This is a genomic window from Streptomyces sp. NPDC041970 (assembly GCF_055588985.1).
Map to the genome: position 1 here is coordinate 1 of NZ_JBVJCD010000066.1, position 15,042 is coordinate 15,042.

13 protein-coding genes, 1 rRNA gene and 1 pseudogene are annotated in these 15,042 nt (G+C 74.2%); 12 read left to right on the plus strand and 3 right to left on the minus strand.

Annotation, left to right across the window (positions count from 1 at the left end; translation table 11 throughout):
• The 4 genes from rrf to ACZ6EJ_RS24270 form a co-directional block, all read left to right on the plus strand.
• Window positions 1–92, plus strand: a 5S ribosomal RNA gene (rrf, locus tag ACZ6EJ_RS24255); the annotation flags it as partial.
• 206 nt (window positions 93–298) lie between these two features.
• Window positions 299–1,657, plus strand: coding sequence for a hypothetical protein (locus tag ACZ6EJ_RS24260; RefSeq protein ID WP_469269941.1), 1,359 nt, complete (start codon window positions 299–301; stop codon window positions 1,655–1,657).
• Window positions 1,657–2,394: a tetratricopeptide repeat protein gene (locus ACZ6EJ_RS24265; RefSeq protein ID WP_469269943.1), complete on the plus strand. Its 738-nt coding sequence runs from the start codon at window positions 1,657–1,659 to the stop codon at window positions 2,392–2,394. Before ACZ6EJ_RS24260 ends, ACZ6EJ_RS24265 begins: the two co-directional genes overlap by 1 nt.
• 845 nt (window positions 2,395–3,239) lie before the next feature.
• Entirely contained in the window at window positions 3,240–3,458 is a 219-nt protein-coding gene (locus ACZ6EJ_RS24270) for a hypothetical protein (protein WP_469269945.1), read from the plus strand.
• A 71-nt stretch (window positions 3,459–3,529) separates the two neighbouring features.
• Here ACZ6EJ_RS24270 and ACZ6EJ_RS24275 read toward each other — a convergent pair whose 3' ends face one another.
• Entirely contained in the window at window positions 3,530–4,123 is a 594-nt protein-coding gene (locus ACZ6EJ_RS24275; RefSeq protein WP_469269975.1) for a TetR/AcrR family transcriptional regulator, read from the minus strand.
• Window positions 4,124–4,282: 159 nt separating this feature from the next.
• On the opposite strand from ACZ6EJ_RS24275, the gene ACZ6EJ_RS24280 reads away from it, so the two are divergent.
• Window positions 4,283–5,302, plus strand: coding sequence for an aldo/keto reductase (locus ACZ6EJ_RS24280; protein WP_469269946.1), 1,020 nt, complete (start codon window positions 4,283–4,285; stop codon window positions 5,300–5,302).
• Window positions 5,303–5,895: 593 nt separating this feature from the next.
• Here the strand turns inward: ACZ6EJ_RS24280 and ACZ6EJ_RS24285 are convergent.
• Window positions 5,896–7,185 (minus strand): DUF1015 family protein, encoded by a 1,290-nt coding sequence (locus ACZ6EJ_RS24285; RefSeq protein ID WP_469269948.1) that lies wholly within the window; start codon window positions 7,183–7,185, stop codon window positions 5,896–5,898.
• 70 nt (window positions 7,186–7,255) lie between these two features.
• Between ACZ6EJ_RS24285 and ACZ6EJ_RS24290 the strand changes: the two genes are divergently transcribed.
• The gene (locus ACZ6EJ_RS24290) at window positions 7,256–8,293 is read left to right on the plus strand and encodes an HAD-IIA family hydrolase (RefSeq protein ID WP_469269949.1); all 1,038 of its coding nucleotides are present in this window, start codon (window positions 7,256–7,258) and stop codon (window positions 8,291–8,293) included.
• A 266-nt stretch (window positions 8,294–8,559) separates the two neighbouring features.
• A complete protein-coding gene (locus ACZ6EJ_RS24295; RefSeq protein WP_469269950.1) occupies window positions 8,560–9,381 on the plus strand; it encodes an ABC transporter ATP-binding protein in 822 nt (273 codons plus the stop codon).
• A 27-nt stretch (window positions 9,382–9,408) separates the two neighbouring features.
• On the opposite strand, the gene ACZ6EJ_RS24300 is transcribed toward ACZ6EJ_RS24295, so the two are convergent.
• Entirely contained in the window at window positions 9,409–9,756 is a 348-nt protein-coding gene (locus ACZ6EJ_RS24300; RefSeq protein WP_469269952.1) for an SCP2 sterol-binding domain-containing protein, read from the minus strand.
• A 42-nt stretch (window positions 9,757–9,798) separates the two neighbouring features.
• Between ACZ6EJ_RS24300 and ACZ6EJ_RS24305 the strand changes: the two genes are divergently transcribed.
• From ACZ6EJ_RS24305 to ACZ6EJ_RS24325, 5 genes and pseudogenes are all read left to right on the plus strand, one after another.
• Complete coding sequence (locus ACZ6EJ_RS24305) at window positions 9,799–10,101, plus strand: hypothetical protein (RefSeq protein ID WP_469269953.1); 303 nt, start codon at window positions 9,799–9,801, stop codon at window positions 10,099–10,101.
• A gap of 7 nt (window positions 10,102–10,108) precedes the next feature.
• Window positions 10,109–10,924 carry a TlyA family RNA methyltransferase gene (locus ACZ6EJ_RS24310; RefSeq protein WP_469269956.1) on the plus strand — a complete coding sequence of 272 codons (816 nt, stop codon included), beginning with the start codon at window positions 10,109–10,111 and terminating at the stop codon, window positions 10,922–10,924.
• Window positions 10,921–11,826 (plus strand): NAD kinase, encoded by a 906-nt coding sequence (locus ACZ6EJ_RS24315; RefSeq protein ID WP_469269957.1) that lies wholly within the window; start codon window positions 10,921–10,923, stop codon window positions 11,824–11,826. The genes ACZ6EJ_RS24310 and ACZ6EJ_RS24315 overlap by 4 nt, the downstream gene beginning before the upstream one ends.
• Window positions 11,827–11,931: 105 nt before the next feature.
• A complete protein-coding gene (gene recN / locus ACZ6EJ_RS24320; RefSeq protein ID WP_469269958.1) occupies window positions 11,932–13,677 on the plus strand; it encodes a DNA repair protein RecN in 1,746 nt (581 codons plus the stop codon).
• 270 nt (window positions 13,678–13,947) lie between these two features.
• Window positions 13,948–14,910: pseudogene (locus ACZ6EJ_RS24325) on the plus strand (glycosyltransferase family 4 protein); the annotation flags it as partial.
• Between the last annotated feature and the right edge of the window lie 132 nt (window positions 14,911–15,042).

A 15,042-nucleotide genomic window follows, 5' to 3' on the forward strand; every position in this document is an offset into this window, starting at 1 on the left:
CGCCCGGTTACATTCCGAACCCGGAAGCTAAGCCTTTCAGCGCCGATGGTACTGCAGGGGGGACCCTGTGGGAGAGTAGGACGCCGCCGAACAATCTTTCAAGGACCCCTGGTCCCAGCGTTCACGCTGGGACCAGGGGTCCTTTTGTTTTTGCCGAAGCGCGTCGGATGGTCGGCTGCGCGAGAATGTCTGTGGTACCCGAAGACAGGAGTCACACCCATGTCCACCAACTCTCCCGACGATCGTCCGGAGCGCGAGCCGCGTCGCCGGGACGGCGGTGACAGGGGCGGTTACCGCGGTGGTCGTGACGACCGGTCCGGTTCCAGCGCACCTCGACGCGACAACGACCGAGGTGGCTTCCGTCGCGACGACAGCAGGCCCACCGGCGGTGGCTTCCGCCGCGACGCCAACGACCGCGACCGTGCCCCGCGCCGCGATGACAGCCGGCCTTCCGGTGGCGGTTTCCGTCGCGATGACAACCGTGGTGGCGGCTCCGGTGGTGGGTACCGTGGTGGTCCGCAGCGTGATGAGCGTGGTGGCCGTTCCGGCGGTGGGTTCGAGCGTCGTGACGACCGGCCCTCCGGTGGCGGTTTTCGCAGGGACGACAACCGTGGCGGCGGCTCCGGTGGTGGCTTCCGCCGGGACGACAACCGTGGGGGTGCGTCCGGCGGCTTCCGCCGCGACGACGACCGCGGTGGCCGTCCCAGTGGTGGGTTCGAGCGTCGTGACGACCGGCCGCGCGGTCCCCGCCGTGACGACGACCGGCCCTCCGGTGGCGGGTTCCGTCGGGACGACAACCGTGGCGGCGGCTCCGGTGGTGGCTTCCGTCGCGACGACAACCGAGGCGGCGCGTCCGGCGGCGGCTTCCGCCGGGACGACCGGGACCGTGACCGGGATCGCGCGCCTCGGCGTGATGATGACCGCGGTGGGTACCGCGGTGGTCCGCAGCGTGATGACCGCGGTGGCCGTCCCAGTGGTGGGTTCGAGCGTCGTGACGACCGGCCGCGCGGCCCCCGCCGCGACGACGACCGGCCCTCCGGCGGTGGCTTCCGCCGCGACGACAACCGTGGGGGTGCGTCCGGCGGCTTCCGCCGCGATGACAACCGCGGTGGCGGCTCCGGTGGTGGGTACCGCGGTGGTCCGCAGCGTGATGACCGCGGTGGCCGTCCCAGTGGTGGGTTCGAGCGTCGTGACGACCGGCCGCGCGGTCCCCGTCGCGACGACGACCGGCCCTCCGGCGGTGGCTTCCGCCGCGACGACAACCGTGGGGGTGCCTCCGGCGGCTTCCGCCGCGACGACGACCGCGGTGGCCGTCCCAGTGGCGGGTTCGAGCGTCGTGACGACCGGCCGCGCGGTCCCCGTCGCGACGACGACCGGCCCTCCGGCGGCGGGTTCCGCCGCGACGACAACCGTGGCGGCGGCTCCGGCGGCTTCCGCCGCGACGACAATCGTGATGGTGCGTCCGGCGGCGGCTTCCGGCGCGACGACCGGGACCGGGACCGAGGTGGTTACCGGGGCGGCCAGCGTGACGACCGGGACCGCGGTGGCTTCCGGGGGCGTGACGACCGGGACCGGGACCGTGAGCCGATCAAGCGGCTGCCGATTCCGGACGACGTCACCGGCGACGAGATCGACAAGGACGTGCGGCAGGAGCTGATGAGCCTGCCCAAGACCCTCGCCGAGGACGTCGCGCGCAACCTCGTCATGGTGGCCCGGCTGATCGACGAGGACCCCGAGGAGGCGTACGCGTACGCCCGTATCGCTCTGCGGCTCGCCTCGCGCGTGGCCGCCGTGCGCGAGGCGGCCGGGTTCGCGGCGTACGCGACCCAGAAGTACGCCGAGGCGCTCGCGGAGTTCCGGGCGGCCCGGCGGATGACCGGGTCCGTCGACCTGTGGCCCGTCATGGCGGACTGCGAGCGCGGGCTCGGGCGGCCCGAGCGGGCGATGGCCATGGCCGGTGAGCCCGAGGTGCAGAAGCTGGACAAGGCCGGACAGGTCGAGATGCGGCTGGTGGCCGCCGGCGCGCGCCGGGACATGGGCCAGATCGACGCCGCGATCGTGACGCTCCAGAGCCCCGAGCTGGCGTCCAACTCCGTCCAGCCGTGGACGCCGCGTCTGCGCTACGCCTACGCGGACGCACTGCTGGAGGCGGGGCGCGAGGACGAGGCGCGCGAGTGGTTCGGCAAGGCGCTGGAGGCCGACAAGGACGGTTCCACCGACGCCTCGGACCGGCTGGCCGAGCTGGACGGCGTGGAGTTCGTCGACGCCCTCAGCGACGACGAGGCCGATGACGTCGCCGGCCTCGTCGCCGAGGCGCCCGACGACGCGGACGGCCAGGACGCCGACGGCCAGGACGCGGACGGCCAGGACGCGGGCGGTTCGGACAAGGCCTGACGGTTGACGAAGGGGGCGGCACTCCACACGGGGCGCCGCCCCCTTCGTCGTGTCGGGGTGTGACCGAGATACGCGCCAAAGGGGCAACGGGATGATCTTGCAGCCCTGAGCGCCCGTCGGTCGTCACCCATTCGGCTCAGTGTCGTTGGTGGTGATGTTGAGTGTCGTCTGGGGCTCGGGGTGGGTTGTGACATCGATTGAACGGACCGCGTATCCGCGGTTCACGCGACTGATCACCGCGCATGAGCTGCATCTTTTCGTCTCCCCGAGTCGCGATGAGCTGGAGTGGGCGTCCGATGTGTCACGGTCTGCGATGAGCACCTGCCGGCGCCGCTGCTGATGCTGAAGTCGTACCGGCGTATGGGCTGTTTTCCGGCGCTGGAGGACGTCCCGGAGATGGTGGCGGGCTTCGTCCGGCGGGCGGTGGAGCTGCCGGAGGGCACGCTGCCCGTGTACCGGGCGGAGCGGACCGCCAAGCACCGCCGTGGCCTGGTCCGGCACTCGCCGAGGAGCTGCGTAGCGGCGACGTCGCGGCGGTCGGCTCAGAGGAGTACGCCGACTGGTCCGAGCAGCTGCTGGACTGGGAGGCGGTTCAGAGACGCTGGGGTCCTACTTGGTGGAGGTCGGCCTGTGCGAGCCGGGCGAGAGCGCTGAGTTGGCGCGAAGTTCCTCCGCCGGCAACTGGAGGACAAGCTGCGGAACGCCGCCGCGACGGCGGACGCCGGGTACCCGGTGAACGAGGACCTGGTCATCGATCCGGAGACGGGCATCCCCTCGCTGAGGGCGTTTCGTGCGGACGGTCGGCGACCGCGGCGAAGCGGCTGGAGCAGGAGATCAGGGCGAGGATGCCGGAGCGTTCCCTGGTGGGGATGATCGTGGCCCGGACCGAACTGCTGGAGGAGGGATGGGCGATCGATCCGGAGGACCTGGCGCACAACTCGCCGTACCTGACCGAGCACATCAACCGGTTCGGCGGGTACGGCACGCACGAGCCCGCACCCAGCCCGACGCGTACGACCCAAAGCTCGACGTCGACTTCACCCCGCTGCGCGAGCAGGACCTGACGACCGCCGGCCTCGGCCAAGCCGCGTGAGCCTCGCGATTCAGTAGGACCGCGCGCGCGATGTCGCCGAGGTCAGTGGGGTGGTCGGCGCAGCCCTGCGACGAGGAGTTCGACCATGCGGCGTGCGTCGTAGCGGGGATCGCTGTCCGCGCCGATGCAGAGGTTGCCGACGCCGCGCATGAGCTGGTAGGCATCGATGCCGGGGCGGATCTCGCCGGCGACGGCTGCGGCTTCGAGCAGTTCGGTGCAGACGGGTACGAGGCGGTCGAGGAAGTAGGCGTGCAGCGCCTCGAAGCCGGCGTTGTCGGCCTGCAGCACTGCGGCGAGTCCGTGTTTGGTGACCAGGAAATCAGCGAAGAGGTTGATCCACTGTCCTAGTGCGGAGTGCGGCGAAGGGCTGGCCGCCAGCAGGGCCGGCCCGGCATCGGCGCAGGCGTCGACCTGGTGCCGGTAGACGCCGATGATGAGGTCCGCTCGCGCCGGGAAGTGGCGGTAGATCGTGCCCACCCCGACGCCGGCCCTGGCCGCGATGTCGCGTACCGGCGCTTCCACGCCCGACTCGACGAAGACCGCGGCAGCCGCATCGAGCAGGGCCTTCTGGTTGCGCACGGCGTCCTTCCGCCTGGCCGGGGCCGCCTGCCCTGCGCCCTCGTCGCCGTCGTTCACCGCGCCCGCTCCTTCCACTCGCCGCTTGCAAAAGCGGAACGACGTTCCGTATTGTTCCGGAACGAGGTTCCGTTTGCTCATGATGCCAGAGCAGAGGCCCGGCAACCAAGCCATGCAATGCACTGCATCATGCTTCACCCACGATGAGGAGACACAGCCATGCAGTACCGCACTTTGGGCCGCACCGGTGTACAGGTCAGCACCCTCGCGCTCGGAGCGATGAACTTCGGAAGGATCGGGCGCACCACCCAAGGGGAGGTCACCGCCATCGTCGACGCCGCCCTGGAGGCGGGGGTCAACCTGATCGACACTGCCGACGTGTACAGCGGCGGGGAGTCGGAAGAAATGGTCGGCAAGGCCATCGTGGGCCGCCGCGACGACATCGTGCTGGCCACGAAGGCGACCATGCCGATGGGCGACGAGCGCAATCGCCAGGGCAGCTCGCGCCGCTGGCTGGTCACCGCGCTGGAGGACAGCCTGCGCCGGCTCGGCGTCGACCACGTCGACCTCTACCAAATCCACCGGTGGGACCCGAACACCAGCGACGAGGAGACCTTGTCGGCGTTGACCGACCTGCAGCGCGTGGGAAAGATCCGCTACTTCGGCTCCTCGACCTTTCCGGCCTACCGCATCGTGCAGGCCCAGTGGGCCGCCCGCGAGCACCACTTGAGCCGTTACGTCGCCGAACAGCCCAGCTACTCGATCCTGCAGCGCGGCATTGAGGCCCATGTGCTGCCCGTGACCGAGCAGTACGGGCTCGGCGTACTGGCATGGAGCCCGCTGGCCTCGGGCTGGTTGTCGGGCGCGATCCGCGAGGGCAGTGAGATCACCACCAGCCGCTCAACGTTCATGCCGCAGCGCTTCGACACCGCCATCCCCTCCAACCGGGCCAGGCTCGACGCCGTCGAGCAACTGGCCAAGATCGCCGACGAGGCCGGCCTGACGATGATCCAGCTCGCGCTCGGCTTCGTGACCGCGCACCCCGGCGTGACCAGCGCGCTCGTCGGCCCCCGCACGCTGGACCACCTGCACTCGCAGCTTGCCGCCGCGGACATCACGCTCTCCGCCGACGTACTTGACGCGATCGACGCCATCGTCGCCCCCGGCACCGACCTCGCCGCGCACGAGAAGAACGACACCCCGCCCGCGCTGCTCGACCCGTCCCTGCGGCGCCGCTGATCGTCCTGGTGACAGCCTCCACATCCACTTGTGTGACATCCCGAAGCCGCTGCGAAGTGCCAGGTGGCTCAGTGTGAGGCTCCAGCCTTGGGCCATGGATGAGGACCGGCGGGCCGTGGATGGCGGTAGCAGTGATTCCGCTTCATGGTCGGCTTACGGGACTTCCATCCCCTGGCGGCCCATCAGTGATCTGCCGCAGTGAATGCCGGACGCACTGCGACGGAGCCCTTCTCATGATCACCGCGACCTGCGGCGGGTCGTTCCGGGCGCCGGAGCGAGGTGTACGCGTTTGCTGCGGCAGTCACCGGAAGGGTGGGACCGAGTGGCGGCCGCGCCGCCGGACCGCACCCTCACCCACGACGCGGAAGACGGCACCTCCGCCCCGACGGGCCCGCTCCCGCCACGCCTCCGTCCGCTCCTCCCTGGGGCGATACGCACGGCCCGGCGTCGACTCGGTCGCCCGTCACGTCGCCGAACGCGACCCCGCTGCACGTCGCCGCACGTAGATCCGAGCGCGTCAGGGCTTCTAGATCAACCCGTTGCCCCTTTGGCGCGTATCTCGGTCACACCCCGTGTCCGGACGCTTTCCGCCCTCACTCGACGGCGAGGCTCCGCATCACCAGGCCCGTGGCCGGTTTCGGGCCGAACGACGTCGACTTGCGGGGCATCGTGACGCCCTGCCGGGCCAGGTCCCGGACGACCTCCTCGCGTACCGGGTGCATCAGCACCGCCGTTCCACCCAGGCGTTGGGCCTGCTCGACGGCGGCCGCCGCGTCGTGGAGGTAGCCGATGTGCTCGGGGGCGTCCGGGACGCGCCAGACCTCGTCGAGCAGCGTGGAGTGCAGGACCGCCGCGTCCAGGGTGCGCCAGGCGTCGGGCCGGTCCGCGGGGACGGTCCGGGCGAGCAGGGCCGGGTCGGGCCGGTCCACGAGGTGGAAGCCGCCGTCGCCCGCCAGGAGGAAGGCGTTGCTCCGGGCCGCCGCGTCGGCGAGCGCGTCGAGGGCGCGGGGCAGTGGACCCTCGACCGTGCTGACGCGGAAGGACCCGCCCACCGCCTCCAGGGCGCGGGAGACCGGCAGACCGCGCAGCAGCCGGTGGATGGCGCGCACCTGGAGCGGGTGGCGGGCCGTGTCGACGAGGAGGACCAGGCCGTAGTCCCACGGGCCCGGAGCACTCCGTTCCCCCTGGAGCCGCAGATAGGTGGCCCAGCGGTGGTGGCCGTCCGCGATGAGCGCCTGGCGCCCGGCCAGGTCCGCCTGGATCGCGTCCTGCTCGGCCGGGTCGGTCACCGCCCAGAGGCGGTGGCGGAAGCCGTCCTCCGTCGTCGTGGCGAGCAGCGGGGGCCGCCCCGTCGCACGCTCGATGACCGCGGCCGCCCCCGTCGGCGCTTCCGCGCCGCCTTCGTCGCCGCGGTAGGTCAGCAGCAGCGGTTCCAGGTGGGCTCCCGTCGTGCGCATCAGGTCCGCGCGGTCCGCGACGACGTCGGCCATGACGTCCTCGTGCGGGAGCACGACGCCCTCGGCCGCCGGGCAGAGCGCCAGGGCGCCGATCAGGCCCCGCTGGAGGACCCGGCCGTCGCTCTGCTCGTAGACGTACAGCACCGGGCTCGGGTCCGGGGCGATGACGCCCTCGGCGAGCCAGCGGTCCAGGGTGTCGGCCGCCTGCCGGTGCCGGGCCCCCGCCGTGCCGGCCTGCGGGAGGATCAGGCGCACGATGTTGTGCGGGTGCGCCGACTCCAGGTGGTGCAGCCCGTCGGGGCGGACGACCACGTCGTACGGGGGCGAGGTCACGGCGGCGAGGCTGCCCACCCGCTCGGGGACGTACCGCAGCCCGCGGAACGGGAGCAGCCGCAGCCCCTGGCCGACGGGAGCGGAAGTGTTCATCAGGGCATCGTATGTGCGCACCGGGCATACGCGATGATCGGGGCAGAAGCAGTGATGAGGAGCGAGTCATATGAGCCATCGGCAGGACAGGTCCCGGCCCTCGGGGAGCAGCGCGGCGCTGAGTGAGGCGTACGACACGGCCCTCCTCGACCTCGACGGCGTGGTGTACGCGGGCGGGGAGGCCATCGACCACGCCGTGGCCTCCCTGGCCCGCGCGCGGGAGGGCGGGATGCACCTCGCGTACGTCACCAACAACGCGCTGCGGACGCCGGACGCGGTGGCGGAGCACCTGACGGAGCTGGGTGTGCCCGCCGCGCCGTCCGACGTGATCACCTCCGCGCAGGCCGTGGCCCGGCTGGTGGCCGACCAGCTCCCGGCGGGGGCGCGGGTGCTGGCCATCGGCGGGGAGGGGCTGCGGGTGGCGCTGCGCGAGCGCGGCCTGGTCCCGGTGGAGTCGGCCGACGACGACCCGGCGGCCGTGGTCCAGGGGTACGGCGGGCCCGACATGCCGTGGGGGCGGTTCGCGGAGGCGAGTTACGCGATCCGGCGCGGGCTGCCCTGGTTCGCGTCCAACACCGACCTGACCATCCCCAGCGCCCGCGGCATCGCACCGGGCAACGGGGCGGCCGTGGAGGTCGTCCGGATCGCCACCGGGGCCGAGCCGCAGGTGGCCGGGAAGCCGCTGCCGCCGATGCACCGGGAGACCGTGCTGCGGACCGGGGCCGAGCGGCCGCTCGTCGTCGGGGACCGGCTGGACACGGACATCGAGGGAGCGTTCCACGGGGGCGTGGACTCGCTGCTGGTGCTCACCGGGGTGACGGACGCGGGGGGGGTGCTGGCCGCCCCGCCGCAGCACCGCCCGACCTACGTCGACCGGGACCTCCGGGGGCTGCTGACCGGTCAGCCCGAGGTGGCGTCCGCCGGCGACGCGTTCCGCTGCGGAGGCCGGACGGCGGCCGTGCGCGGGGACGAGCTGGTCCTGGAGGGCGAGGGGGACGCGCTCGACGGGCTGCGGGCGCTCTGCGCGGCGGCGTGGTCCTTCGCCGGTGCGGGGACCTGCGCGCTGGACGCGCGGACGGCGCTCGCCCGGCTCGGCCTCGGGGCGTGACGGGCTGACCTGCGCGGAGCCGGGGCGGGGCCGGGCGGCTGTCGTCGGGGTGGTGCGTCCAGGGGCGGGACGCGGTCCGGCGGTCGGGCGCGCGGACGGCTGTGCGGAGCCAGGGCGCGGGCGGCTGTCGCCGGCCTGGCCGTCCAGGGCGGGACAGCGTCCGGGCCCGTGCCCAGCAGGGGAAGATAGGTTAGCCTAACCCCGTGCTGCCCGGTGGTCCGTCCGGCGCCGTGGAGCCTCGTCCCACCGACCTCGGGAGTACGACCATGCAGCGCCTCACCGCGGAATCGGTGACCCTCGGCTACGACCGGCGGGTCATCGCCGAGGACCTCTCGGTGGAGATCCCCGACCACTCCTTCACCGTGATCGTCGGGCCCAACGCCTGCGGCAAGTCGACGCTGCTGCGGGCGCTCGCCCGGATGCTGAAGCCGAGCCGGGGGCGGGTGCTGCTGGACGGGCAGGCCATCCACCAGTTGCCCGCGAAGAAGGTCGCCCGGACGCTGGGGCTGCTGCCGCAGTCCTCCACCGCCCCCGACGGCATCACCGTCTCCGACCTCGTCGCCCGCGGCCGCTACCCCCACCAGGGGCTGCTGCGGCAGTGGTCGCCGGAGGACGACCGGGTGGTCCGGGAGGCCATGGAGTCGACCGGGGTGGCCGAACTGGCCGAGCGCCACGTCGACGAGCTGTCCGGCGGGCAGCGCCAGCGCGTCTGGATCGCCATGGCGCTGGCCCAGCAGACCCCGCTGCTGCTGCTCGACGAGCCGACGACGTACCTCGACATCCAGCACCAGATCGAGGTGCTCGACCTCTGCGCCGAGCTGCACGAGACGCAGGGCCGCACGCTCGTCGCCGTGCTCCACGACCTGAACCACGCGGCGCGGTACGCCACGCACCTCATCGCCCTGCGCGACGGCCGGGTCATCGCGGAGGGCCCCCCGTCCGACGTGGTCGACGCGGAGCTGGTGGAGCGGGTCTTCGGGATGCGGTGCCAGGTGATCGACGACCCGGAGACGGGGACGCCGCTGGTGGTGCCGGCGGCGCGCAAGGCCCGTACGGCGGACGCCGGGGCGGTCGCGCGGGCCCGATGAGGCCGGGCGCCCCGCCGTGCCGGCCGGCTACAGCAGGGACCTCAGCTTCAGCAGGTCCCGGAAGCCGGCCTCCAGGCGTACGCGGCCCGAACTCCACGCCTTCGCGAAGTTCAGCTCGCCGTCCACCAGGGCCACCAGGTCGTCGCCCGTCATCGCCAGCCTGATCTCGGCCTTCTCGCGGGGCGGCCCCTCGTCCGTGTCCAGCACCCGGACGCGGCCGCCGGCCAACCGACCGGTGAACGTGGCGTCGAGGTCCGTGATGTGGCAGCTCAGCGAGCGGTCGAGCGCGGCGGCGCCGCGCACGTCGCCCCCGGCGGCCGCGAGGTTGTCGGAAAGTCTGTCGAGTGCGCTGCGGCACTCCGCCATGGTCGCCATCGTCCTCGACGGTACACCGGCCCGCCGATGTAGCGTTCCCGCATGAGCGACAGCAAGCCGGAGGCGGGAGCGCCGCCCGTCAGCACGCCCGAGGAGCCGGACGCCCCGGCCCCCGGCGCCCGCCCCGCCGAGCCCGCGCCGCTGGGCGTCGAGCGGACCCCCACCGGATTCGCCCCGGTGGACGCCGGGCTGGAGCGCCTGGCCGAGGCGGACCACCTCCCGGCCGAGGGGCACGTCGCGGTGTACGAGGATGTACACAGCGGGCTCCGGTCGGCGCTGGCCTCGCTGGACGCCCGCCCGGCCGCCGCACCCGCGCACCGTACGCACGACGACCTCAGGAGCTGAACCGAACGTGGCAGGAGTGGCACGTCGCCGCCTCGACGCCGAGCTGGTACGCCGCAAGCTCGCCCGCTCGCGCGAGCACGCGAGCCAGTTGATCGCCGCGGGGCGGGTCACCGTCGGCGGCGCCACCGCGACCAAACCCGCCACCCAGGTCGAGACCGCCGCGGCGGTCGTCGTCACCAAGGACGACAGCGACCCCGAGTACGTCTCGCGCGGCGGCCACAAGCTGGCCGGGGCCCTCGCCGCCTTCGTCCCGCTCGGGCTGGCCGTCGAGGGGCGGCGGGCCCTCGACGCGGGAGCGTCGACCGGCGGGTTCACCGACGTCCTGCTGCGGGCGGGGGCCCGCCAGGTCGTCGCCGTCGACGTCGGATACGGCCAGCTCGCCTGGTCGCTCCAGTCGGACGAGCGGGTCGTCGTCAAGGACCGGACCAACGTACGGGAGCTGACGCCGGAGGCGATCGACGGGCAGCTCGTCGACCTGGTGGTGGGCGACCTCTCCTTCATCCCGCTCGGACTCGTGCTGCCCGCGCTCGCCGGGTGCGCGGCGCCCGACGCGGACCTGGTGCTGATGGTCAAGCCGCAGTTCGAGGTGGGCAAGGAGCGCCTCGGCAGCGGGGGAGTGGTGCGCAGCCCCGAGCTGCGCGCCGAGGCGGTGCGCGAGGTGGCGCGCCGCGCGTGGGGGCTCGGCCTCGGGGTGCGCGGGGTGACGGCCAGTCCGCTGCCCGGCCCCTCGGGGAACGTCGAGTACTTTCTGTGGCTGCGGGCCGGCGCACCGGAGCTGGACCCCGCACATGTCGACCGTGCAGTGGCGGAGGGGCCTCGGTGACGACGAACACGGCACGAACTGTCTTTCTCCTGGCGCACACGGGCCGCCCGGCGGCCATCCGCAGCGCGGAGCTGGTCGTCCAGGGCCTGCTGCGCAACGGGCTCGGCGTACGGGTCCTGGCGACCGAGGCGGCCGACCTGCCGCTGCCGGACACCGTGGAGACCGTCACGGACACCAGCCCCGCCGCCGTGGACGGCTGCGAACTGCTGGTCGTCCTCGGCGGCGACGGCACCCTGCTGCGCGGCGCCGAGTTCTCCCGCGCCTCCGGGGTGCCGATGCTCGGCGTCAACCTCGGCCGGGTCGGCTTCCTCGCCGAGGCCGAACGCGACGACCTCGATCAGGTGGTCTCCCGCGTCGTCACCCGCGACTACGACGTCGAGGAGCGCATGACCATCGACGTCACGGTGCACAGCAACGGCGACGTGATCCACACCGACTGGGCGCTCAACGAGGCCGCCGTGCAGAAGGTGTCGGCCGAGCGGATGCTGGAGGTCGTCCTGGAGATCGACGGGCGGCCGGTGACCGGGTTCGGCTGCGACGGGATCGTCTGCGCGACCCCGACCGGCTCGACGGCGTACGCGTTCTCGGCGGGCGGGCCCGTCGTCTGGCCCGAGGTCGAGGCGCTGCTCATGGTCCCGATCAGCGCGCACGCCCTGTTCGCCAAGCCGCTGGTGACCTCGCCCGACTCCGTGCTCGCCGTCGAGGTCCAGCCGCACACCCCGCACGGGGTGCTCTGGTGCGACGGGCGGCGGACGGTGGAGCTGCCCTCGGGCGCGCGGGTCGAGGTGCGGCGCGGGGCGGTGCCCGTACGACTCGCGCGGCTGCACCAGGCCTCCTTCACCGACCGGCTGGTGGCGAAGTTCGCGCTGCCCGTGTCGGGCTGGCGGGGCGCTCCGCACTGACCGCGACACGCGGGGGCGCGACCGCGTTCGCGGGGCCCGAGCGCTCGGGAGAGTGAATCGCCGACCGGGGGCCGTCGCGAACCCGGTCCGGGACCTCGTAAGGTCATGTCCGTGTTGGAGGAGATGCGGATACGGTCGCTCGGAGTCATCGACGACGCGGTGGTGGAGCTGTCACCCGGTTTCACCGCGGTGACGGGCGAGACCGGCGCGGGCAAGACCATGGTCGTCACCAGCCTGGGGCTGCTGCTCGGCGGACGCGCCGACCCCGCCCTCGTGCGGGTCGGCGCGAAGGCCGCGGTCGTCGAGGGCCGGATCACGGTCCGTGAGGGCGACGCGGCGGCGCTGCGGGCCGAGGAGGCGGGGGCGGAGATCGAGGACGGTGCGCTGCTCATCAGCCGTACCGTTTCGGCGGAAGGGCGCTCACGGGCCCACCTCGGCGGCAGATCCGTGCCGGTGGGGGTCCTCACCGAGCTCGCGGACGACCTCGTCGCCGTGCACGGCCAGACCGACCAGCAGGGGCTGCTCAAGCCCGCCCGGCAGCGGCAGGCCCTGGACCGGTACGCCGGGGAAGGCGTCGCGGTCCCGCACGCCGCGTACGCGACGGCCTACCGGCGGCTGCGGGCCGTCGCCGCCGAGCTGGACGAGCTGACCACCCGCGCCCGCGAGCGGGCCCAGGAGGCGGACCTGCTCCGTTTCGGGCTGGGCGAGATCGCCGCCGTGGAGCCGCTGCCGGGGGAGGACGCCGAGCTGGCCGCCGAGGCCGAGCGGCTGGGACACGCCGAGGCCCTGTCCTCCGCGGCGTCCCTCGCGCACACCGCGCTGGCGGGGAACCCGGAGGACCCGGAGGGCGTGGACGCGACGACCGTGGTCGCCGCCGCCGGGCGCTCCCTGGAGGCCGTCCGCGCCCACGACCCGGCCCTGGCCGCGCTGGCGGACCGGATCGGCGAGATCGCCATCCTGATCGCCGACGTCTCCGGCGAGCTGGCCGGGTACGCCGACCAACTGGACGCCGATCCGCTGCGGCTGGCCGCCGTGGAGGAGCGCCGGGCCGCCCTGACCGCCCTGACCCGCAAGTACGGCGAGGACGTCGCGGCCGTGCTCGCCTGGGCCCAGGAGAGCGCCGGCCGCCTCACCGAACTGGAGGGCGACGACGAGCGGATCGGCGAGCTGACCGCCGAACGCGATGCGCTGCGGGCCGAACTCTCCGCGCTGGGACAGGCGTTGACCGACGCCCGGACGGAGGCCGCCGCCCGGTTCGCCGAGGCCGTGACCGCCGAACTGGCCTCGCTCGCCATGCCGCACGCACGCGTCTCGTTCGCCATCCGGCAGACCGAGGCGCCGGACGAGGCGTCCGGCATCGACATCGGCGGACGCAGCGTCCTCTACGGCCCGTCCGGCGCGGACGAGGTCGAACTGCTCCTCGCCCCGCATCCGGGGGCCCCGCCCCGGCCGATCGCCAAGGGGGCCTCGGGCGGTGAGCTGTCGCGGGTGATGCTCGCGGTCGAGGTCGTCTTCGCGGGCTCCGACCCCGTCCCGACGTACCTCTTCGACGAGGTCGACGCGGGGGTCGGCGGCAAGGCGGCCGTGGAGGTCGGGCGGCGGCTCGCCAAACTCGCCCGGTCCGCGCAGGTCGTCGTCGTGACGCACCTGCCGCAGGTGGCGGCCTTCGCGGACCGGCAACTGCTGGTCGAGAAGACCGTGGACGGCTCGGTGACCCGCAGCGGCGTGACCGTCCTGGAGGGCGAGGACCGGGTCCGGGAGCTGTCCCGGATGCTGGCCGGCCAGGAGGACTCCGAGACGGCCCGCGCCCACGCCGAGGAACTGCTGGCCACGGCGCGCGCCGACGGCTGAGCGCCCGGACGGCGGCGCGCCGGCCGGGACCGCCGCGGGGCGGACCCTCCGCGCGGCCGCCGCCCCGCGCGCCGCCGGGGCGTGCGGGGCGCGCTTGGCGGCGTGCGGCGGCGGCTCGGCGCGGGTGGTTCACCCGAGGGAGTGACGAGAGGTGGCCGGTTGTCGCCGCGCGGACCGCAGCAACGTTCCGGCGGACCCCCGGCGCGCGGCCGGGCTGGCATCCTTGGCGCGTACCCCGCCGACTCCAGAGCCCCTGGGGAGCCGATCCACGTGTCACTCCTGCGTACGGTCCACGTCCTGGGCGGCGGCAGTGCGGACAGCAGCGCGCACGTGCGTTCGCTGGCCGCCGGGCTGGCGGCGCGCGGGGTGCGGGTGACCGTCTGCGCTCCGCCCGCGGTGGAGCGCGCCCACGCCTTCACGGCGGCCGGCGCCCTCTTCCTCCCGGTGCCCCGGCGCAGCGATCCGGCCGCCGTCGCCGCCCTGCGCGGCGCCTGCACGGGCGCGGACGTCGTCCACGCCCACGGGCCGCACGCGGCCGCCCGCACCGCCCTCGCCCTCAGCGGACGCACCGTGCCCCTGGTCATGACGTGGCACACCCGGCGCTACGCGGAGGGCGCGAGGCGCCAGATCCTGCACCTGTTGGAGCGCCGGGCCGTGCGGGCGGCCTCGGTGGTGCTGGCCCCCTCGTCGGACCTGGTGGACCTGGCCCGCGAGCAGGGGGCGCGCGACGCCCGCATCGCCCCGGTCGCCGCCCCGCTGCCGCGCCTGGCCGACACCGTCCACGACGGCAAGGCGCGCGCCGAACTGGGCGCGGTGGACCGGCCGTTGCTGGTGGCCGTCGGCAGCCTCGCACCGCACCGCGGCTTCGACGTCCTGCTGGACGCGGCCCGCCTCTGGCGCCGCCTCGACCCCGTGCCGCTCCTCGTCGTCGTGGGGGAGGGGCCCGAGCGCACGGCCCTGCGGCAGCGCGTCGACGAAGAGGATCTGCCCGTCCGCCTCGTCGGGGACCGGGACGACGCGGCCGAGTTGCTGGGCGCCGCCGACCTGGCGCTGCTGCCGAGCCGCTGGGAGGGCAGACCCCCGGCCGCGCGCGAGGCGCTGCGCCGGGGGGTGCCGCTCGTGGCCACCGCGGTCGGCGGACTCCCCGAACTGGTCGGCGGCGCCGCCGCACTCGTGCCGTACGGAGACGCGGAGGCCCTCGCGCGCGCGGCCGCCCGGCTGCTGGCGGACCCCGGGGGGGGGGGGGGGGGGGGGGGGGGGGGGGGGGGGGGGGGGGGGGGGGGGGGGGGGGGGGGGGGGGGGGGGGGAAAGGGGGGGGGGGGGGGGGGGGCATGCGCGTGGGGGGGGGGTTTTTCTTCCTGTCCC